The organism is Leptospira noumeaensis (assembly GCF_004770765.1).
Classification (GTDB): Bacteria; Spirochaetota; Leptospiria; order Leptospirales; family Leptospiraceae; genus Leptospira_A; species Leptospira_A noumeaensis.
The window spans coordinates 317900-337930 of record NZ_RQFK01000026.1; the positions used below are offsets into that span (position 1 = coordinate 317900).

The 20031-nt window shown below is 38.4% G+C and carries 22 protein-coding genes; 9 read left to right on the forward strand and 13 right to left on the reverse strand.

The features are described from left to right. Window positions 1-12: 12 nt before the first annotated feature. Complete coding sequence (locus EHQ24_RS09570; protein WP_135601432.1) at window positions 13-1689, reverse strand: Na/Pi cotransporter family protein; 1677 nt, start codon at window positions 1687-1689, stop codon at window positions 13-15. Window positions 1690-1788: 99 nt separating this feature from the next. Between EHQ24_RS09570 and EHQ24_RS09575 the strand changes: the two genes are divergently transcribed. After that, complete coding sequence (locus EHQ24_RS09575; RefSeq protein ID WP_135579545.1) at window positions 1789-2274, forward strand: FKBP-type peptidyl-prolyl cis-trans isomerase; 486 nt, start codon at window positions 1789-1791, stop codon at window positions 2272-2274. Window positions 2275-2530: 256 nt separating this feature from the next. Beyond that, on the forward strand, window positions 2531-2794 hold the full coding sequence (locus tag EHQ24_RS09580) for an RNA recognition motif domain-containing protein (RefSeq protein WP_035983131.1): 264 nt from the start codon (window positions 2531-2533) through the stop codon (window positions 2792-2794). A gap of 106 nt (window positions 2795-2900) precedes the next feature. Here EHQ24_RS09580 and EHQ24_RS09585 read toward each other — a convergent pair whose 3' ends face one another. The 5 genes from EHQ24_RS09585 to EHQ24_RS09610 all read right to left on the reverse strand — a co-directional run bounded on the left by EHQ24_RS09585 (window position 2901) and on the right by EHQ24_RS09610 (window position 5207). Continuing rightward, window positions 2901-3611 (reverse strand): hypothetical protein, encoded by a 711-nt coding sequence (locus EHQ24_RS09585; RefSeq protein WP_135601433.1) that lies wholly within the window; start codon window positions 3609-3611, stop codon window positions 2901-2903. Next, window positions 3608-3925 (reverse strand): toll/interleukin-1 receptor domain-containing protein, encoded by a 318-nt coding sequence (locus EHQ24_RS09590; protein WP_135601434.1) that lies wholly within the window; start codon window positions 3923-3925, stop codon window positions 3608-3610. The genes EHQ24_RS09585 and EHQ24_RS09590 overlap by 4 nt, the downstream gene beginning before the upstream one ends. Window positions 3926-4057: 132 nt before the next feature. Next, complete coding sequence (locus tag EHQ24_RS09600) at window positions 4058-4468, reverse strand: type II toxin-antitoxin system VapC family toxin (RefSeq protein WP_135601435.1); 411 nt, start codon at window positions 4466-4468, stop codon at window positions 4058-4060. Beyond that, window positions 4465-4707, reverse strand: a complete 243-nt coding sequence (locus EHQ24_RS09605) for an AbrB/MazE/SpoVT family DNA-binding domain-containing protein (protein ID WP_135601436.1) — start codon at window positions 4705-4707, stop codon at window positions 4465-4467. Before EHQ24_RS09605 ends, EHQ24_RS09600 begins: the two co-directional genes overlap by 4 nt. Window positions 4708-4754: 47 nt before the next feature. Next, window positions 4755-5207, reverse strand: a complete 453-nt coding sequence (locus EHQ24_RS09610) for an AAA family ATPase (protein WP_135601437.1) — start codon at window positions 5205-5207, stop codon at window positions 4755-4757. Between the two features lie 136 nt (window positions 5208-5343). On the opposite strand from EHQ24_RS09610, the gene EHQ24_RS09615 reads away from it, so the two are divergent. Further along, window positions 5344-5676, forward strand: a complete 333-nt coding sequence (locus EHQ24_RS09615; protein ID WP_208652779.1) for a hypothetical protein — start codon at window positions 5344-5346, stop codon at window positions 5674-5676. Between the two features lie 141 nt (window positions 5677-5817). Continuing rightward, a complete protein-coding gene (fumC, locus tag EHQ24_RS09620) occupies window positions 5818-7197 on the forward strand; it encodes a class II fumarate hydratase (protein ID WP_135601438.1) in 1380 nt (459 codons plus the stop codon). 61 nt (window positions 7198-7258) lie between these two features. Here the strand turns inward: fumC and EHQ24_RS09625 are convergent, their stop codons facing one another. Both EHQ24_RS09625 and EHQ24_RS09630 read right to left on the reverse strand, forming a co-directional pair. Next, on the reverse strand, window positions 7259-7660 hold the full coding sequence (locus tag EHQ24_RS09625) for an SRPBCC domain-containing protein (RefSeq protein WP_135601439.1): 402 nt from the start codon (window positions 7658-7660) through the stop codon (window positions 7259-7261). Window positions 7661-7768: 108 nt separating this feature from the next. Continuing rightward, window positions 7769-9382, reverse strand: coding sequence for a fumarate hydratase (locus tag EHQ24_RS09630; protein WP_135601440.1), 1614 nt, complete (start codon window positions 9380-9382; stop codon window positions 7769-7771). Between the two features lie 152 nt (window positions 9383-9534). Between EHQ24_RS09630 and EHQ24_RS09635 the strand changes: the two genes are divergently transcribed. Then, entirely contained in the window at window positions 9535-10503 is a 969-nt protein-coding gene (locus EHQ24_RS09635) for an LA_2444/LA_4059 family outer membrane protein (protein WP_135601441.1), read from the forward strand. 112 nt (window positions 10504-10615) lie between these two features. Here the strand turns inward: EHQ24_RS09635 and EHQ24_RS09640 are convergent, their stop codons facing one another. From EHQ24_RS09640 to loa22, 4 genes are all read right to left on the reverse strand, one after another. Then, window positions 10616-11635, reverse strand: coding sequence for an alpha/beta hydrolase (locus EHQ24_RS09640; RefSeq protein ID WP_135601442.1), 1020 nt, complete (start codon window positions 11633-11635; stop codon window positions 10616-10618). A gap of 102 nt (window positions 11636-11737) precedes the next feature. Beyond that, entirely contained in the window at window positions 11738-12259 is a 522-nt protein-coding gene (locus EHQ24_RS09645; RefSeq protein ID WP_244310370.1) for a DUF1801 domain-containing protein, read from the reverse strand. Window positions 12260-12457: 198 nt separating this feature from the next. After that, a complete protein-coding gene (locus EHQ24_RS09650; RefSeq protein WP_135601443.1) occupies window positions 12458-12937 on the reverse strand; it encodes a hypothetical protein in 480 nt (159 codons plus the stop codon). Between the two features lie 284 nt (window positions 12938-13221). Further along, window positions 13222-13791, reverse strand: coding sequence for an OmpA family outer membrane lipoprotein Loa22 (gene loa22 / locus EHQ24_RS09655; RefSeq protein ID WP_207762288.1), 570 nt, complete (start codon window positions 13789-13791; stop codon window positions 13222-13224). Window positions 13792-13847: 56 nt separating this feature from the next. Between loa22 and EHQ24_RS09660 the strand changes: the two genes are divergently transcribed. The 4 genes from EHQ24_RS09660 (at window position 13848) to EHQ24_RS09675 (ending at window position 17599) form a co-directional block, all read left to right on the forward strand. Next, entirely contained in the window at window positions 13848-14786 is a 939-nt protein-coding gene (locus EHQ24_RS09660) for an RluA family pseudouridine synthase (RefSeq protein WP_135601444.1), read from the forward strand. Further along, on the forward strand, window positions 14771-16216 hold the full coding sequence (locus EHQ24_RS09665; RefSeq protein ID WP_135601445.1) for a hypothetical protein: 1446 nt from the start codon (window positions 14771-14773) through the stop codon (window positions 16214-16216). Before EHQ24_RS09660 ends, EHQ24_RS09665 begins: the two co-directional genes overlap by 16 nt. Window positions 16217-16292: 76 nt before the next feature. Continuing rightward, window positions 16293-17030 (forward strand): TerC family protein, encoded by a 738-nt coding sequence (locus EHQ24_RS09670; RefSeq protein ID WP_208725798.1) that lies wholly within the window; start codon window positions 16293-16295, stop codon window positions 17028-17030. After that, window positions 17030-17599, forward strand: coding sequence for a DUF1569 domain-containing protein (locus tag EHQ24_RS09675; RefSeq protein ID WP_135601447.1), 570 nt, complete (start codon window positions 17030-17032; stop codon window positions 17597-17599). The genes EHQ24_RS09670 and EHQ24_RS09675 overlap by 1 nt, the downstream gene beginning before the upstream one ends. Here the strand turns inward: EHQ24_RS09675 and EHQ24_RS09680 are convergent. Next, window positions 17591-20029: a hybrid sensor histidine kinase/response regulator gene (locus EHQ24_RS09680; protein WP_167483072.1), complete on the reverse strand. Its 2439-nt coding sequence runs from the start codon at window positions 20027-20029 to the stop codon at window positions 17591-17593. The two genes, EHQ24_RS09675 and EHQ24_RS09680, sit on opposite strands and share 9 nt — an antisense overlap. Between the last annotated feature and the right edge of the window lie 2 nt (window positions 20030-20031).

Sequence of the window (20031 nt, forward strand, 5' to 3'; positions counted from 1 at the left end):
AACAAATGCGGACTAAACGTCCGCATAAATTGCCGCATTCAGTAATCTGGAAATATTGTCCAAGTTACGAGAAATATCACGATAAAGAAGAGCTGGCATCAAATTGTCTTTTTTCTGATACTTTTTCTTCTTCACCTTAGAATCATTCTTTTTCACAGAACGAATCATTTGGAAACGATACTCACGACTTTGGTTACGAATCTGTGGATTTCCAAGGATGTCAAAGGTTTCACTTTGGTCCAAGTTCACGAGTAAGATATCGTAGTGGTGTTTGAGTAAATCCATTTGGTCTTTTACAGAATGACCGAATGTTTTGTCCAAAGATACTTTTTGGCGGTGTGATTTTCTCATTTTTCTGGCAATGGATGCAAAGTTATCACCCATTTCTTCTACAGCTTTTACACGTTCCATAATACCCAAAACATCTTTCGCATAGTTACCAGTCACACCAGTCTCTTGGATTTGGTTTAGGTAAGTCAAAACTTCCGTTCGAACTTGGTCTAATTCTTCTTCTTTTTTTAATACCTGTAGGATACGAGTGGCATCGTAAGGTTGTAACAAAATTTGTTCTGTCAATCGAAGGAAATCATACGTATCGCGAATGATTTTTTTCGTGAACTCAACCAGTTCCACCATCGCCAGTTCAGTGGTTTTTACAGTACCAGCTTGCAAAAGTCGAATGGAATCTTTGTCTTTGCCTGTTTTAGATGCAAATCCATCTACAATGGCACTTACCACTTTGGAGATTGTATTCACAAACCAAATAAGGATTAAAGTGTTCGTGATGTTAAACATTGTGTGGAATAAAGAGATATGGAATCTAGTTGATTCTTTATCTGTGAGCGGATCTCCAGGAATCAATTCATCTACGATACCTGTGAACATTTTGAAAAACACAAGTGCCCAGACCACACCGAACACATTGAACAAGGTATGTGCAAGTGCTGCTTTTTTGGCATTTCGATTTCCTGGAATGGCAGCAAGGTTTGCAGTGATGGTAGTTCCAATGTTTTCACCAAGGATCATACCATAAGCGGCATCAATTGGGATATAACCAGAGAATGCGAGTGTGATGGTGATGGTAGTAGAGGCAGAAGATGATTGGATGACAATTGTAAGTAAGGCTCCAATCAGAACAAATAACAATATGGAGTTGAATCCCATATTTGTATATTGTTGTAAAAAGAGAAAACTATCCGGATCTTTTGCGCTATCAGGAACGGATGTTTTTAAATAATCTAGTCCTAAAAATAAAAATCCAAAACCAATGAGGAAACTTCCCCAACCGGATCTGCTTTCTTTGCGTGAAAAATTTAAGATCACCCCTGCTGCCACAGCTGGCAATGCAAACGATGCAATGTTAAACTTAAATCCTAAAAAAGATACAATCCATGCAGTGATGGTGGTTCCAATGTTGGCCCCCATAATGACACCGATGGCTTGTGCGAGTGAAATTAAACCAGCATTCACAAATCCAACCACAAGAACGGTGGTTGCCGAACTAGATTGTATTGTAGATGTAATAAATAGTCCGCTGAAAACAGCAGAAACTCTATTTCTCGTCATAGACGAAAGAAAGGAACGAAGCCGATCTCCCGCCACACGTTGTAAGGACTCACTTAGTAATTTCATCCCGTAGATGAAAATCCCGAGTCCACCTAAAACTTGAATAAGTAGTGACCAATTCATAGATGTAATATTTCCAAGGTTTAATTTCTTTGATTACAATTTGGTACCAACCTTTTATTCGGTTGCAGTATTTTTTTCCGTTGGTACTTTGTAACCAATATGTCAAAAACCATCAGCAAAGGAATGGTTGTAGGATTTTCCTATCACCTAAAGAACGCCCAGGGAGAAACTCTGGACCAATCGGACGAACCACTATTATATCTCCACGGCTGGCAAAACATAATTCCAGGTTTGGAAAAAGAACTAGAAGGATTAGTGAACGGAGATTCTAAAAATGTAACTGTACCACCTGAAGATGGTTATGGGACATATAACGAAGCTCTGATCTTTCAAGTTCCCAAAACAGAACTTCCTGCGGAAGCGGAGTTAGAAGTGGGAATGGAATTCCAAACGGACACTCCCGAAGGTAGAATGGTTCTATACTTACAAGAAGTTCGTGATGCAGATGTCATTCTGAACGGCAATCATCCGTTAGCTGGAGAAACCCTCCATTTTGCAGTGACCATCAAATCGATTCGTGAAGCAACGGAAGAAGAATTACAACACGGCCACGTACATGGCCCAGGCGGACACCACCACCACTAAAAATCTCTTTTTTCGTAATTTTCTCTCTGGGTCTTCTTTCAGATTGCTTTTTTTAGAAAGGGTAATTACACTGACAGAAGATTCAGAGTATTGTTGATTTTCACCGCCGAAGTAGTCCTTTCAAGCTTGCACGCTGGTAGCTTTCCCAAGTTTTTCCCTGCATTTTTCTGGAGTTCTTACCCAAAATCCCTTTTAGGGTTCCGACGATTGTAAATCTAGAATTCCCGAGTCAACTTTAACAAACAGGACAAAAACTATGTCAGTAAACATTTACGTTGGCAACCTCTCTTACGATATGACTGAAGGTAAACTCAGTGAGCTTTTCGGAGCACACGGAGCAGTAACTTCTGCAAAAATCATCACTGACCAGTATTCTGGCCGTTCTAAAGGTTTCGGATTCATCGAAATGAAAGATGGAAAAGAAGCTGATAACGCAATTAAAGAACTTAACGGAAAGAACATTCTTAACCGTGAGATGAAAGTAAACATCGCAAAACCTAAAACAAACAACTGGAGATAATCCAAGTTTGCTGAAAGACCGTCGCTTAACCTAGGTTTGGCGGCGGTTTTTTTTTGCCCAATTCGTTTTTGAAAATGATAATAACTGCTACTATACTTAGTGATAACTACTCAGAAAAGTCAAATTCCCAGTTTGTAAAATCAGATTTGAATTTAACTCTATGTTGATCTGCCGATTGTCTTAGTATTTGTTTAAATTCTTTTGACTCTGTTGTAATCACATCATTGATATTAACAAAGTCTTCTCCCTGATACATTGGAGCTATTTTAAATCCTATTATATTAAGTTCTCCGTCCAGATTCTCTCTGGTAATTTTTTGTGCTCTAAGAATGTATAAAGGCAACTCAATATTTATTTGCTTCTTATCTCCTGTCGATTTTTTTCGGACTGTTACAGCCCAGTTTAATTTGGGTTCATTGCTTATATCAATGGATTTTAGATTTAGAGAGTCAACCCTCTGGTCAATTTCATATGATTTATATGTTTTCAAAGGATTTTTAACAAAAATTTTTTCATGGTAGAAGGAATATGATGAGCAGATTTGCATCAGGTAAAGAGGAAACCCAATGAGAAAGCTATAATAAATAAATTTCGCCCATTTACTTTCTTTTGGCTTAAATCTATTATGTAAATTTACAAAAGTTTCAATGAATCCTTGTTTTTCATTTTCTATATTTTGTTTTGTACTAATAAAATTAGCAGCTTGAAAATTCAATCCGGGAACTTCTTTACTTAGCTGTTGAATATGTCGTATCAAAAGAAGTAGAGAATCATTATAATTTTGTTCATAAAAGTCAGCATATCTTTTTGTTTTCAAAAGCTCGGGTACTTCGCACTCATCAATTTTAACAGGAAGAACCTGTATTCGTCTTTCTTTACTTCATTCCAATATTTTGTTTGCCATTCTTTTTCAACCCACTTCGATTGCACTGCCTGTTTGGAAAGAACAACAATTATGTAGTCAGTTTTCTTTAATCCATCGGATATTTTTTCAACAATATTTTCGCCTATCTTTATTGACCATTCATCAAACCAGATTTGAAAATTATTTTTTTGTAGATCTAAAGCTAAACGATGTGCGAAATCATAATCTTTCTTGGAGTGTGAAATGAATAATGAGATCATTTTCATATAGTTATTTAATTTTTCCTTATTGCGTATAGCGTTATTTATGCGAGGGTTCAATTAAATAAAGCAACACTTTGGACACAAGACAATGATTTCAGGGGTCTACCAGGGGCGAAGTTTTTCGTTAAATAAATTTTAAATTGAATGCACTTCCAAATTCAATTTTTTTAAGGCCTTGGAAAAATTCTGATCGAATGTAACAATTTTTGCATCTAAATTTTGACAGGCTGCCGCAAGTACTGCATCTCCATAATCTTTAATGTTGTGAGGCCAAAATTGGAATATTAGTTCTGGATCATAGGCTGCTTCATATTTTACACCTGGATTTGCAATCAAGTCTCTTATCATTTGATTGATTTCGTTTTGTTCAATAGAGTAAATACTTTTGAAAACAAAGACTATTTCAGAAATATTATGTGAAGTCAAAATGACTTCATGTTCCAAACGAGATATCTCGTTCCAAAATTGCACCATCTTTGTATGTTGTTCTAAATTTCTTTGATTCAAAAACGAAATGTAACAATTTGTATCTAAAATCAATTTCATTTTGAATATCTTTTTGCCCTTTCTTCCCAGGCTTTTCCGATATCTGATTTAATATCAGAGGATCCTTGATTGAGAAACCCCTTATATTTCAAAAAGGGTTTGTTTGCTGATTCGATATGAATCCCTTTTTCATCAATTGACCATTCAATCACATCTTCCATTGAAAGTTTTAACGATTCTCTAATCTCTTTGGGTATCGTTATCTGATATTTTGAAGTTATTTTTGATCTCAGCTTCATACCTTACATTAATAGAAAAAGTAAGGAAATGTCAAGTTCAATCCTCCCTACAAAACCACCTGGTATTTCCCCTTCATCTTCTCGATTTGTTCTTCCGGAATCTGATGTACATTGTTTCCACCATGTCGATTTTCCACTGTAACAACAAAAAGTTTATATCCATACTCTTCCGATAAACGGATGTAAGGTTTCAGTTCCCAATCTAAAGTAAAAGTGTTGTCCACAATCACAAAAGGGATTCCTTGTTCGAGAGCTTGTTTCGTTTTCGATTCACATTCTTTGTAAGCTAAGTGGTTTTTTTGATAATCAAAATGATAATTACCAGCTTCATCTTCAAAATAGGAATCAATCGAAAAAATAGGTGCACCATTGGTAATAGAAATAGCTTTTGCTAAACTCGTTTTTCCTGAACCGGGAATTCCTCGTAAGGTGAGTAATGTTTTTGTTTGATCGATAGAAGTGAGATTTATTCTCAAATCTTCTGAATTCTTAGATTCCATTTTCCAAATCTTGGTTCTTTTTCCTAGTAGGGAAAGAGAAAAATCTAGCCTAGAATGATTCTATCTGAAAGAATAGAGCAGAAACAAGGAGACTTTTGTGTCATACGAAGCGTATAAACTCATCCATATTTTCGGAATGTATCTTTTATTTTTATCCCTCGGCGGAATCACCCTCTATACCATCAATGGGGGAAAAAAATCGGAAAACAAATTCAAAGCAGCGGCAGCCATCTTTCATGGTATAGGACTTTTACTTTTAATCGTTGCTGGATTTGGACTCATGAAGTTCCGAGGAATTTCTCATTCGGCACTCCCAGTTTGGGTGATTTTGAAAATCGTCATCTGGCTTGCGTTTGGTGGACTTTTGGCAATGGCATCTAAAAAAGAAAAATTTGCCAAAATCCTTTGGTTTGTATTTCCTCTTTTAGGACTCGCGGCAGCTTACTTAGCTTTTTACCAACCGTTTTAATTTTCTAAAACAAAACTCTCCCGGAAAATCTTATTCGGGAGAGTATCATTTTTTCATTCTTACCTTTTTCTTTTTCGATTCTCCAAACAAACCCTGTCTACTTAAAGAATACAATGGAACTCAATTGATTTGTGAGGGTATATGAAAACAAGAATCGAAACCGACTCTATGGGTGAAATCGAAGTGGAAAACTCTCGTTATTGGGGTGCACAAACTGAACGATCCCTCCACCACTTTCATATAGGCACTGACAAATTTCCAAGAGAAATGATTCGAGCATTCGGGATTTTAAAAAAATGCGCAGCTCTCACAAACAAAGATTTGGAAATTTTATCCGAAGAAAAAGCGGCACTCATCGTAAACGCTGCCGGAGAAGTCATCGAAGGTAAATTGGATGACCACTTCCCTCTTGTGGTTTGGCAAACGGGATCGGGAACACAAACCAATATGAATGTGAACGAAGTCATATCTAACCGTGCCATCGAAATGGCAGGTGGTGTTCTTGGTTCAAAAACACCCATCCATCCGAATGATGATGTCAATAAAGCCCAAAGTTCGAACGACACTTTTCCCACTGCCATGCACATTGCCTGTGCCGAACAACTCGTACATAAACTCATTCCCGCCTTACAAACGCTTTATGATACACTAGATCAAAAATCTAAAGAGTTTACAAACATCATCAAAATCGGAAGAACCCATTTGCAAGATGCCACTCCTCTCACATTAGGGCAAGAGTTTTCGGGTTATGTACAACAACTCTCATATTCTATAGACAGAGTCAAACAAGTCTTACCTTCTGTTTACCGATTGGCTATAGGGGGAACTGCCGTAGGAACCGGACTCAATACTCATCCTAAATTTGCAGCGGAAGCGGCAAAGGCCATTGCGAAAGAAACAGGACTTCCTTTTATCACTGCAGAAAACAAGTTTGAGGCACTCGCCGCGCATGATTCGTTAGTCGAAGTCAGCGGAGTTTTGAAAACCATCGCTTGTTCCCTCATGAAAATAGCAAACGATATCAGGTGGTTGGCATCTGGCCCACGCGCAGGGATTGGCGAAATTTCCATTCCCGAAAATGAACCTGGCTCTTCAATTATGCCGGGAAAAGTCAATCCTACCCAATCCGAAGCCATGACTATGGTGGCCGCACAGGTCATCGGAAATGACGTGGCGGTGAACGTGGGTGGTGCTTCTGGAAATTTTGAACTAAATGTATTCAAACCTATGATTATTTTTAATGTACTCAATTCCATACGACTGTTAGCTGATGTGACTTTGTCATTTGAGGAACATTGTGCCAGGGGCATTGAACCAAACCTTGAAACGATCGATCAAAATTTAAACCGGTCGCTGATGCTTGTGACAGCGCTGAATCCGCACATCGGTTATGACAATGCTGCTAAAATTGCAAAACTTGCTCACAAAGAAAATTCTACCTTAAAAGAAGCTGGGATCAAATTAGGAATTTTAACGGCTGAACAGTTTGATCAGTGGGTAAAACCGGAAGAGATGATTTAAAATCACTTTCTATTCTAAAATATAGAGTGCATTGAGTGGATATGGTTTTCTGTTTTTAATCTCATTTAGACTGAGTTTTCAAAGTAATCCGAATTTTATCCCAATAGTTTTGGCGCCAACTTTCTTCCACATCAGGGATCAGTTCCTTCGGAACACCGCGGTGTGTGAGTACAACTTCTGTTCCGCCTTCAGAAGTTTCTTTTAACGTAAACGTAGCCATTGAGAAAATTCCTTCGGGAAAATCGGATCTTCTCCATGCTTGCACAATTCTTTTTGAAGGTGCTAGATCGACGATGATTCCGGAAACCTTTCCAGACATGGTGGAAAATGTTCCACCGATCTGTTTGCTAATCAAAGCCGTTTCCCCTGTGAGGGAAGTGACTTTCTTTGAATCAGAAATGCACTGGTAAATTGTCATAGGTGAGGCTTTAAATTTTACTTTCTGTTTAATTGTTTTGCACATCTTAACTTGCCTACCCTTGTATGAGTTTTTAAATTCTGAAATACCGTACCTTTTGTACGGTATTTCTAATTTTTGACCCAGCTAAAACAGTGAATTTACATTGATTACCTAATTCAACATTTGGAAAAAGTCATTTCCTTTGTCATCCACTACGATAAAGGCAGGAAAGTTTTCCACATCAATGGACCAAACTGCTTCCATACCTAACTCTGGAAAGTCGAGGACTTCGACTTTTTTGATATTTTCTTTGGCAAGTAATGCAGCAGGGCCACCAATGGAGCCGAGATAAAACCCACCGTTCTTTTTGCAACTATCGGTAACCACTTTGGAACGGTTCCCTTTGGCAAGTGAGATCATCGAATAACCTTTTTCTTGAAAAAGAGGAACGTAACTATCCATACGACCTGCAGTGGTTGGGCCGAATGAACCTGATGGCATTCCTTCTGGAGTTTTCGCAGGGCCTGCATAATACACTGGATGGTTTTTAAAATAGTCAGGAAGAGGTTCGCCCTTATCCAATTTTTCCTTTAACTTCGCATGAGCAATGTCACGAGCCACAACGAGACGGCCCGACAACATAACACGTGTTTTTACAGGATACTTGGTAAGAACTTTTAAAATTTCAGGCATTGGTTGGTTGAGATTGATATGAACAGATTCTGTATTAGAATCAACATCATCAATTGTTGGTAAAAATTTAGATGGATCATATTCTAGTTTTTCTATATAGATTCCATCTTTTGTAATTTTTGCTTTGATGTTACGATCGGCACTACAACTCACACCAAGTCCCACTGGGCAAGAAGCACCATGGCGAGGAAGGCGAATGACCTTAAAATCATGGGCCAAATACTTACCACCAAACTGAGCTCCAATCCCCGATTTTTGAGCCGCAAGTAACATTTTTTCTTCGAGTTCTATGTCACGGAAAGCAGATCCAAATTTATCTCCTTTGGTTGGCAAATGATCCAAATATCCAGCTGACGCTAGTTTTACGGTCTTTAAATTGGCTTCTGCTGATGTTCCTCCAATCACCACAGCGATGTGGTAAGGTGGACAGGCAGCTGTTCCTAAATTGGATACTTTTTCCGTGATGAATTTTTCGAGGGAGGCCGGATTGAGAAGTGCCTTTGTTTCTTGGAAAAGGTAGGTTTTGTTTGCTGACCCACCACCTTTTGCCAAAAATAAGAAACTGTATTTGTCACCAGGTGTGGAGTAAATATCGATCTGGGCTGGCAAATTAGAGCCGGAATTGACTTCGTCATACATAGTGAGAGGAACCACTTGTGAATAACGTAAGTTTCGGTTTACATACGTATTATAAATTCCACGAGAAAGTGCTTCTGCATCATCGCCACCGGTGATCACATACTCGCCTTTTTTTGCCATCACAATCCCTGTTCCTGTATCTTGGCAGGAAGGAAGTTGTTTGTCTGCGGCAATCACAGCATTTTTAAGAAGGGCCATTGCCACAAAACGATCATTAGATGTTGCTTCCGGATCATCTAAAATTTTACGCACTTTTTCTAGGTGAGCAGTTCTCAGATAAAAAGAGATGTCTTCCATTGCTTTTTCGGCAAGGAAGGTCAGACCTTCTGGTTCTACTTTTAAAATTTCTTTATCACCAAATGGGACAGTGCTTACAAAATCTTTTGTTAATAATTTGTATTCGGTAGTGTCTTCTTTTAAAGGAAAAGGATCGGCGTAAAAAAACTCTGGCATGGGAACCTCTATTTATAACTTCTAATTTCGGGAGATTCCTCCATTCGTAAATGAATTTTTGCAGAGACTGTTTGAAACACTTAATGGAAAGAGGAAAACGGGAAGGGAAAAAAGCGTTTTCATTCTCCAAAATCAGTCTATAACAAAGGAAAATGAAGCAGAACCTATTTTACATATTTCTTGTTTTTGTCTCTTCCACGATTTTTGCTGAGGGCGAAAGTCGGGAAACAGAAAGACCCTTACCAGAAGGGCACAGTAAAAAATCAGAATGGAGTTTGTTATTAAAAAGACAAACCTACCAGTACCTTCCTTACGAGTACAGTTCTCTGACCGATAAAAATGAATCCATTGTTCCCACTCGTTCCAGTTCCTCATTGAAAGAAAATGGAAAGGTTCTCATCCCTTTTGTTTTCAGTTACGAAAACATAGAGAAAGGATTCAAAGTGGAGCTTTCTTATTTTGAAATTGAAATCGTAAATGCAAACACCTTGCTCTATCAGCAGTCGGCCCAAGGCGGAAACCTATCTCGGTTTTATCTTTCGCCAATGGCTCGGTCCGAATTTGAACTTAATTTTTACAAAACCTTTACGCCCACTAAAGATTGGAAATTTTACTTGGGAGGTGGGGTTCGGAATATCAACCGTTACTTATATGGAAATTATTTAGGACAAGGAACCTTTAAGGAATATTTTTTCACTTACGGCCCACAAACCTCTATCCAAACCGTATATCAGCTTCCCTATGATTTTGCAATTCGCATAACAATGGATGTATTCTATACACAGGGCACTCGGTTTTTCAAACAACCAAACTTAATGGAAGACCGTTTCCAATATTCATTGTCCACAGCAGGTACAGAAGGAATTTTTCGAGGTTATGAATTGGATGGTTCCCTCTCCTATTCCTTTCATCCTAATATGAAATTCTTTGTGGGCTACAATCTGATTGTTTCTAAGTTTTCTTATTTAAACTACAACGAAATCCAACTCAGTCGGAGCACAGAAAACTTAGGTTCGCAAAATCCTTCCGTCACCGGCGCTTGGGAATGGAACCTCCCTAAAAAATCAGAAAACTTTGATACACTCCGAGGAATTTATTTGGGTATGATGGTGAATTTTTAAGGGAGTTACAACCTATGTTTCAAAAACAATCCGTTCAAGATTTACGAAACTTCAAAGAGTTTACCGAATCCCTTTGATCTCATTGTTTTTATGATATTCAATTGTTTCTGTTTTATTCCTTTTTCGATCTCAACTGACCAACAAAATTCGTGATGGATTCCTTTAACTCGGTGACCCCTGGTTCTTCGTACGGGAAATGCCCGGCTCCCGTCAGTTCTACATATTCTTTCTTAGTTGGGATTCGATCAAAAAAAGATTTGCTCAATTCTTTTGGAGTCCACGGGTCAATGTTTGGATGCGCTAGTAATACAGGACATACTTGAAATTTTTCAGGCTCTAACTTTGGACTATAGTTCAAAAATGTATTCAAAAAACCCATACTGACTTTGGAACCACCAGCATAAGGATCTTCAGCAAATACTTTTGAAAAACTTGGATCATTTGTAATGTATTGCATTTTGCTAAACCATTTGATGGGAAAATACATTCCGTCTGTCAAAAACGAAAAAACTGAATTGATTGGCATTCCGATTCTACTGAAAAACCAGTGGGAAGCAATTGCATCTCGTACTTTTGGATTTCTTGGATCGGCAAGAGTTGTTGCGATCAGCCCATCCACCTCACCATTGTAAGCAGCTGTTTGATAAGCCAGCATTCCACCAATACTCAGTCCAAACAAAATTATTTTTTGATTTTTCTGTTTTTCCTTTTGTATCAGTTCATTTAATACCAAAACCCAATCTTCATAAGGAACATATCTTTTATCAGCTGGGATTTTTGTAAGACCAAATCCTGGTAAGTCGGGAGCCACCCATTCACAACCCAGTGATTCCAAAGCAACAGCTAAAGTTCCGAGAATTCGACCATTCCCCCCACCTCCGTGGATGAGTATGATTTTGCAGTCGGCATCTTTTTTTGTATATCGATCCAGATGAACTTGATAATCCAAAGTGGTGACAAATTCTTCTTTTGGTAAGTTGTTCTTTCTAAACCTTAAATTATCAGGAAGAAAGTGTTGGTATCTATGCCAATGCGAAACTTTGGTATAACTATCTGGTTTTTCGACAGAGGAAACACAGGAAAAGAAAGTACAAAATACAGTTAAACAAAATAGTCTAAGTATGGATTTCATAAATATGATTTTTGAAGATTATATAGATATGTCAACTATAGGTTTACAACCTCTTCTGGGAATACCCACCGAGCCGAGAGACACAACGATAGTAGATAATGTCTAATTCTTTTTAGAAGTAACTTTCTTTGGTAGATTTTTTTCATATAAGGCAATCCAATCTTTAGGATCCATCTTCGATACAAGCTCTCCAATCAATTTCCATGGAATATCATCTAACTTTTTAAAACGGATACAACTTTTTCCCATATCTAGTTTGGTTTTGCAATGTTTGGGATATTCGATTTGGAACCACTTGAGTAATTTTAAATCGGCATAGATTCCCATATGATAGAGGGCAAGGCCATTCTTTTGGGAAGCGATATGTAGGAAGGGAAGGGCCAGTTCCGGGGTTACATGATAACCAGCAGGATAAGTTTTTTTAGGAACAACAAAGCCAATCATCTTGTATTGGATGGTTTCCTCAAAACCTTTGGGAAGATTTTTTTTGACAATGTCTCGAAGTTTGGAGAACGTTTCTTTTCGATCTTCTGGTAAGGATTGGATGTATTCTTCAGCAGTGTTTGGCATGATAGATTTTAGATTTCCGGTAAGTAGCCTGTCATCGTAAAGAAATTGTTTCAATCAAAATATACAAACAAAGAATCTTTTTGATGATAAAAAAATTCTGGATATAAATTGATTAGATGGTTTGAAGATTAATTTAGAATGTATCTCGCAAAGAATTCATAAGCTTGTAAATTACCATTACGGTTAAATTCATCAGAAAAATTGGAATTGCTGTAATTGATTCCATTATGAACGTAAATTATAGAGGAAGCTTTAACAACTTTGTTTTTTTGTATCTCGCTCAGATTTTGAAACAGAAAGTTCAAATATTACTTCAAATTCTTCATCGGTTGGAATGAGTCCCAATGAAAAAAAAGTTACACTCCACAATAACTTTGAGTAATTGAATGGATAAATTAATATTTCTTTTCCAGCAACTTTGTAAAGATTGATAGAATAATAAGTTATGTTTTTTTCATTTATTTTTATATTTGCATCTAAGATGACTCTGTTTCGGTTTTCGAATCCCAAGATACTATGACCGTCAAAAGATAAAGTGACCTGTTGATTCTCTTTTTTAAGAGATTGAAAAATATTTACAATTTTTAGATCATAAGGTGCATTTACCTTCACTTCGATCATTTTTGATGATGCAAATTTTTCTATAATGGAAATCTCTTTAAAACTACTTTTGTAAGAAATACAATACGAAGAAAGTAGAAGGATGAAGAATAAAATTGTGCTTCTTTTCATAAACCTTATCAATTCAGGACTAATTCCACCATCTTACAGTTGTTTTAACAACCATAGGATCACAAATTTCCAAAAAAAGATAACCATTTTCTTGTTAGTTTCCACCCCACGCCAGCGATTGCAGTGGAAATCCGAAGGATTGAAACGAAAAGCGCGGTCGTGATAGAATGGAATTTTTATTCGCATAACCAATGCGAGGCGCCCAAACTTTTAGGGCATAAAAAAACCCACCAAATGGTGGGTTTGATTTAGAGAAAAATCTCTAATTGAGAAAGGTTACTTTCTTATTTAGAAACGACTTGGAAAGTCACTCGGCGGTTGATTCCGTCTTTTTCATCAAAACCAGAGATTGGTTTAGCAGAACCAGATGCTTTTGTTACGATTCTGTCAGCTGGGATTCCTTGTTTTACAAGTGCGTCCTTTACTGCATCAGAACGAATTTGTGAATAGTATCCGTTTCCTTTTTTAGCACCTTCTGCTTCTTCTGGACCAGATGCGTCTGCGTGGCCAGTCACTTCCAAAGCGTATCCTTCAGGAAGTTTTGCAAGAGCGTCTTTGATGTAAGAAACGTTGTCTTTTGCCCAAGTTTTGAAATCTTCTGCTTGGATGTCCGCTTGTTTGTAGCTAAAACCTCTGCGACGAACACCATCTGGATAACGGTAGTCTTTGAGTGCTACATTGATTTCATCCAAAAGAGCTGCATTGAGATCTCTGGAAGATACAGTGGATGTTGTTCCCGTAGTGGAAGTTGTGTCTTTCGGAGTTTCTTTTTCTTCAGAAGACGAACAATTCGTTAATGAAAGCGAAAGACCTGCGAGGAGGATGAGGCTTAAAAAAAATCCTTTTTTCATCAGTTGACCTACCTTAATGTTTCCATAGTTTAGTTCTTTTCATTAGATAACAACCGAAAATGCAAATATTTGTAACCGTTTCCGAAGATTATGACCAAAGTCGCCTGGATGTCTTTCTAAAAGACAATGCCGGAGACGATCTCAGCCGTTCTACCGTTCAAAAGTGGATTGATTCTGGATTTGTGACAAACAAAACCAAAGAACAACTGGCCACTAAAAACGGATATAAGGTGACTCTTGGTGAAGAGTACGTCGTGAATGTGATCGCAAGGCCACCTTCTAGACTCGAACCCATCCCCATGGACATTCCTGTTCTCTATGACGAGGACGAATTTATGGTTATCCATAAGAAAGCTGGGATTGCTTGCCACAGCGGTCCCGGTGACGACCAACCTTCGCTCGTCAATGGATTGTTACACCAATTCAAGAACCTATCAGCCACAGGCGGTGAACGTCGTCCAGGGATCGTGCATAGGCTCGACAAACCCACAGAAGGAGTTCTCATCATTGCGAAAACCGACCGTGCCCATGCAGCACTTTCTAAAATGTTCCAAGACAGACTCGTGGATAAAACTTACTATGCTTGGGTTTTACAAGCCCCAGTGGAAGCAGAAGGAACCATCAATTTACCCATTGGTCGCCATCCCGTCGAACGAGTGAAGATGTGTGTGCGTGAAGATGGACGAATGGCAACCACGCATTACAAAACAGAAAAAATTGTCCAAACACAAACAGGTCGTAAATTTAGTTTGATGAAACTGGGATTGGAAACAGGCCGTACCCACCAAATTCGTGTTCATATGGCAAAGATGGGTTGTCCTGTTGTAGGGGACACTTTGTACTCTCGGTCGGCAAAAGACTATACCCAATATGGACTTTTACTTTTTGCCAAACGATTAGAATTCCCTCATCCTTTCATTGCCGACAAACGAATCTTAGTGGAACTTGATTTTCCAGAAAGGTTCAAAACTTTCGAAAGGAAATGTCCGAGTTACTGAAAAACTTAAAACCGATTTTTGTCCTTTTGGTTCTATTTGGCGCCTTTCATTTATTTTACGACGCCATTTACGAACACCATTTGGGTGAGGGAACCAATAGCGATGTGTTTTATCCCTATTTGTTTGCTCGGGATTTTTGGGCCGGTGGATGGACGGGGGTTCGCGGTTGGAATCTTCCGCCTTGTTCCTATCTTTTCCCTGAGATGGTGCTTGCGATCCTCGTGTATCCGATTCTAAAATCGGTATACTGGTTTCATTTTGCCTTTGGATTTTTGTCCTTTGTAATGCCTTTTTATTTAGCCAAAGCCCTTGGTTTCAAAGAAAAAAAGGCCTATTTGTTTTCTTTGGGATTTTTGACTTTGGCTGGGGTTTTGCCAAATAGCCTCGGTCAGTTTTTTTTGCCGGCCTTTCATGCCATGACCTTTTTCTTTGCGGCTTACACCTTGTATGAAATCCACCGTTGGGATTCCAAAAATCGCATCCAAGGTTTCCGATTTCTCATTCTGATTTCCCTCATTTGGATTTCTGAATATTGGTACTTTGTGAATGTGGCGCCTTTTTTACTGATCTATGCGATGGTTCGTTTGCAAAAAAAATCCCTTTATCCAATTGGACTCGTTTTTCTTGGATTTGGTTTGGGTAAGGTTTGGCAACAAGGAATCAGAAAGTTAGGCATTGGAATTTTGACCTCCAAAGAACTTCCCACGATGGAACGAATCCAAACTGCAATTGATTTGGTTTCTAAAGATCCCAAACTTTGGATTTCAGGAGTGGTTGAGTCCATCACCAAACATCCGCTATTTTCCGATTGGTTTTATTTATATTTTTCCCTTTGTGTCATTTATATTTTATTTTTATTCCTTCGTTTAGAACTGAAAAAACATTTTTTAGATTTGGTTTTTCTTTTTTTGCCTTTCCTTTCGGTGATTGCTTTATTTATTTTTCAAATAGAACCTAACTTTCGCTACTTGTTGTTTTTGCCATTTTGTATGATCTTTATCATCGTTCGATTGGTTCTTATGTTACCACTCGTTCGGCGCATCGCCACCTTCGTTTTGTTTATCGGGATCGTTTTCTTTTATAACCATAAATACCCCCTTCTCGCCAAAAAGATCCAGGAAGGAGAAACCAAACGAGCCCATCGAATGGAATGTTTATCTAAGTTTGATTCAAAAGTTCCAGGAGCTGCCACTTATTGGCCCATCAAATACAGTTATGCCTTTTCCGACAATAATTGGACTCTGGTTCCTTTTACCAAAGAAGGGGTCTACTATCCCTGGATTTCCAACCAAACTTGGGACAAGGGCCTAGGGGGAAAACCTTTCGATGAATTTTCTTGGGGGATTACAGATAACAAAGAAAATTTGGATTTGTGGAAGGGAACAAGGCTCGTGGAAGAATGTGCGGGTTGGTATTTTTACAGACGGTAGTTTTACACTTACCTGTCCCTAACCATAGATTTAGATTGATTCATTTTTTATTTTTTGCACCTTAGGATACGTTATGATTGAAATTCTCTCCGACCCATCGGTATGGCTTGCCCTCTTTACCCTAACTGCTTTAGAAATTGTTTTGGGGATCGATAATATTATCTTCATCTCCATCCTATCTTCTCGGTTGCCAAAAACAAAACAAAAGTCTGCTCGCCAAATTGGACTGATACTCGCCATGGGAACAAGAATCCTTTTACTCTTTTCTTTATCTCTCATTATGAAACTCACGGCTCCTATTTTTACAATCATCAACCATGCCATTAGCGGCCGAGACATCATTCTGATTTTGGGAGGGCTCTTTCTGATCGCCAAGTCCACTACAGAGATCCATCACAAATTAGAAGGAGAGTCTGATTCCGCGGAAGGAAATGGCAAACCTGTTTCCTTTACGAAAGTCATCATCCAAATTATGATTTTGGACATTGTGTTCTCTTTGGATTCCGTCATCACCGCTGTGGGAATGACTGACCAGTTAGGTGTGATGATTACCGCCGTTGTTTTGTCTGTTGGATTTATGTTGTTATCCAGTGGGAGTATTTCCGACTTTGTGGATAGACATCCTACAATTAAAATTTTGGCCCTTAGTTTTTTAATTTTGATTGGAGTGGCACTTCTTGGGGAAGGACTGGAATTACACATCCCTAAAGGTTATATTTACTTTGCTATGTGTTTTTCTGTGATCGTTGAATTCCTAAATATGAAACTCCGCGGAAAACCAGAAAAACCAATCAGTCTAAAAGGAAAATACTAATGAAACGTAAAGAATTCTTAAAAAAAACAGCCCTGTCTTACACCCTCCTCCAAGTACCTCTTCGTGCGGAAGGGACAACAAAAGAAGATTCAAAATCCGATCCATCCAAAGAATCCCCTTGGGCGGAAGCAGATGATCTTGCTGACCTTCGTGAATTGTTAGTGAATTTACAATCCGATCCCGAAGGGATCAAACTTTCTGGAAACTGGAGTGCGGGGAAGGTATTTGCTCACTGTGCCCAAAGCATTGAGTATTCTCTCAAAGGATATCCGGAAATGAAGTCCGCTATCTTTCGTGGTTCTGTTGGGAAGGTAGCTTTTTCTATTTTTGCATTCAAAAACAAAATGAGTCATGGACTAGAAGAACCCATTCCTGGTGGAGAAGACATTTCCAATGCCACAGAAGTCAAAGTTGGAATCAAACGACTCATCCAAGCCATTGATGATTTTTCCAAAACAAAAGAATCGTCTTTAAGACCTCATTTCGCATATGGAGAACTCACCAAAGAAGAATATGATGTGGCACATAGCCTTCATATCAAAAATCACATGGAACGTGTGTTAGGGTAAAATAAATTCGATTTGTTGGCAGAGATCCTCTGCCTTATACATTTTCGAAAGGTAAGCAGAAACAATAGATTCCAATCCCTCTTCTTCCAGAAATTTATCGCCACCAGATAGAGGGGCGTCGGAACTAATCAAAATGATTGGAATTTTTTGGTCTTTGTGGCGACGCCCTTCCCATTCATGAATCAGTGAGATCCCGGTCATCCCAGGCATTTGTAAATCGGTGATGAGTAGTGTCGGTGTGATCCGAGAGAGATGTGACAAAGCCTCTTCCCCATTTCCTGCTTCGATCACAATCCACTGATTTCTTCGCATAACCTCCGCTAAGTCTGACCTGAAGTTTCCAGAATCATCTACAAGAAGAACAGATTTTGTACTTTTAGATAAAGAAATTTCAAAAGAAGATCCCACTCCCAGTACAGACTTGATTCTAAGTTTTCCAAAATGGGCTTCGAGGATATTCATACAAAGTTGTAAACCGAGCCCTGTTCCCCTTTCCCCAGCCGTTCCTGGAAGGCTTTTGATATTTTCTTCCCCTGTCAGTTTGTGAATTTGTTCTTCGCTCATCCCAAGTCCACGGTCACGAATTTCGACAGATAACCATTTCCCTTTGTAAGAAACACCGACCCAAACTTCGGAATTGAGATAAGAATATTTGATCGAGTTGGTTAGGATATTTTTAAACACTTCTCCAATTAAAGTTCTGTCAGCAATGATTTCTGCTTGGATGGGAGTTTCTTTCTGAATTCGAATCCCTTTGAGAGTAGCGAGTGGTTCGACTGATTCAATGATTTCGTTTAAGAGTTCGTTCACACAAAACCGAGTTTGGATGAGTTTGGTTCCAATGGCATCAAACCGACTGACATCCAGAAGTTGTTCCAACATCCGAAGGGATTGGGTGACACCCGTTTTACAGATCTCTAAAAATTTCTTTTTTTCTTCTTCGGTAGATTCACTAAAACTAAAATCGATTACATCTAAGATTTGATTCACACTATTGAGCGGCGAACGTAAGTCATGCGAAATGAGAGAAACAAAGTTTGCTTTCCAACGATTTGCTTTTTCTAGTTCTAAAGTACGTGCTTTTACTTTTTTCTCGAGGGCTTCTTTTCTTTTGTACAATTCCTTTGATAAAGATTCGGATCGTTTGTAAACACGAACCAAACCAAAAGTCACACCGAGTGTTTGTGGAAAAATAAACAAATACAGAGAAACAAGACCCATTGGCCTATACCCAAAGTTGGGATTGGTGATCAAAAACAAATCAATGAGTCCACCGATAATTGCCAAAAGTAAACTAAAGAAGTACAATCGACTTTCTTTTCTTTGGAAATACAAAGCAACGGACACAGAGATCAAACCTAAAAATACAAATACAGCGGATGCCGATTCAAAATAAAAAGAAATCTCTGCGAGATGCGAAACAGGAGTCAAAACGGCAACCCCAAAAAATACCAAAGCATAAAGTTTTAAAAAACTGATCACCCGTCTGAAAAAACGCATTTGGGTTAAATTCAGGAGAATGTATGCCCCAAAATACATAATCAAAATAATACCAAGGCGAGAGAGTCGAAACAAAGGAACACAGTATTCATCGGGAAAAAGGTTAAATAGAATTTTTGTTTCGATGAGCGTGGATGCTAAAATCAAAATTCCCAAATAAACAAAAGCCATCCTAAGTGCATTTCGTTCGGATCGATTGATAAAATACACTAACGCATGATATATGGCAAGAAGTGCCATGAAAATCATAAGAATCCATGTGACTGTATAATTTACATTCCAGATACGAATGATATTTTGTAATTTTCCAAAACGAATGATTCCGTGAATACCTGCATACTTATGAGAGAAATTGGAAACATGAACCACCAAATCTAATTTTTTAGAGATTCCCTTTAAAGGAACAATTTTGATTTGAAAAGAAGGAATGTGATCTTTTGCCGTTTTTGCCAGGTTTCCGTTCTCAGCAATTAGTTCCCCATTCAAATACATCTTATAGGCGCTATGTAAAACCGGAACCAGAAGTGCGTACGGTTCTTTATCCGAAGTATCTTCTACCTCTGGCAAAAGAACCGTTAGGCGGTAAGTAGCAAATCCAAAACTAGGGTAATCCTCACCATCTTCGTTCTCCTGAGAAAACCATGGAACTCCTACTTTTAAATAAGATTTACGTTCTGGAGACGTTTGTTTTGGATCTAAAAATTCGTTCCAATAGAATTCCCATTTTCCCGTTAAGTTTATGGTTTCCCCTGAAAAGTTGGCAGTGCGAGCATCAAGAATACCATCTTTTGCCAGTAAGGTTGGATAAGCATCAAACCGGCAGGAGGTGGTGCCAAAAATGATGAAGAGTAAAATTAAGGGATAACTACAAAAAATAAGTAAGTCCCAGAAAGATTTTTGGATGGATGAGAAGAATGCGCTGAGAATCATGA

Coding starts and splice junctions, on each gene's coding strand:
- EHQ24_RS09590 (WP_135601434.1), bottom strand. CDS start 3,925: ATGAAAATGATCTCATTATTCATTTCACACTCCAAGAAAGATTATGAT.
- EHQ24_RS09660 (WP_135601444.1), top strand. CDS start 13,848: ATGCAAATATTTGTAACCGTTTCCGAAGATTATGACCAAAGTCGCCTG.
- EHQ24_RS09580 (WP_035983131.1), top strand. CDS start 2,531: ATGTCAGTAAACATTTACGTTGGCAACCTCTCTTACGATATGACTGAA.
- EHQ24_RS09570 (WP_135601432.1), bottom strand. CDS start 1,689: ATGAATTGGTCACTACTTATTCAAGTTTTAGGTGGACTCGGGATTTTC.
- EHQ24_RS09615 (WP_208652779.1), top strand. CDS start 5,344: ATGTATCTTTTATTTTTATCCCTCGGCGGAATCACCCTCTATACCATC.
- EHQ24_RS09610 (WP_135601437.1), bottom strand. CDS start 5,207: ATGGAATCTAAGAATTCAGAAGATTTGAGAATAAATCTCACTTCTATC.
- EHQ24_RS09640 (WP_135601442.1), bottom strand. CDS start 11,635: ATGAAATCCATACTTAGACTATTTTGTTTAACTGTATTTTGTACTTTC.
- EHQ24_RS09635 (WP_135601441.1), top strand. CDS start 9,535: ATGAAGCAGAACCTATTTTACATATTTCTTGTTTTTGTCTCTTCCACG.
- EHQ24_RS09650 (WP_135601443.1), bottom strand. CDS start 12,937: ATGAAAAGAAGCACAATTTTATTCTTCATCCTTCTACTTTCTTCGTAT.
- EHQ24_RS09680 (WP_167483072.1), bottom strand. CDS start 20,029: ATGATTCTCAGCGCATTCTTCTCATCCATCCAAAAATCTTTCTGGGAC.
- fumC (WP_135601438.1), top strand. CDS start 5,818: ATGAAAACAAGAATCGAAACCGACTCTATGGGTGAAATCGAAGTGGAA.
- EHQ24_RS09605 (WP_135601436.1), bottom strand. CDS start 4,707: ATGAAGCTGAGATCAAAAATAACTTCAAAATATCAGATAACGATACCC.
- EHQ24_RS09625 (WP_135601439.1), bottom strand. CDS start 7,660: ATGTGCAAAACAATTAAACAGAAAGTAAAATTTAAAGCCTCACCTATG.
- EHQ24_RS09665 (WP_135601445.1), top strand. CDS start 14,771: ATGTCCGAGTTACTGAAAAACTTAAAACCGATTTTTGTCCTTTTGGTT.
- EHQ24_RS09675 (WP_135601447.1), top strand. CDS start 17,030: ATGAAACGTAAAGAATTCTTAAAAAAAACAGCCCTGTCTTACACCCTC.
- EHQ24_RS09600 (WP_135601435.1), bottom strand. CDS start 4,468: ATGAAATTGATTTTAGATACAAATTGTTACATTTCGTTTTTGAATCAA.
- EHQ24_RS09630 (WP_135601440.1), bottom strand. CDS start 9,382: ATGCCAGAGTTTTTTTACGCCGATCCTTTTCCTTTAAAAGAAGACACT.
- EHQ24_RS09575 (WP_135579545.1), top strand. CDS start 1,789: ATGTCAAAAACCATCAGCAAAGGAATGGTTGTAGGATTTTCCTATCAC.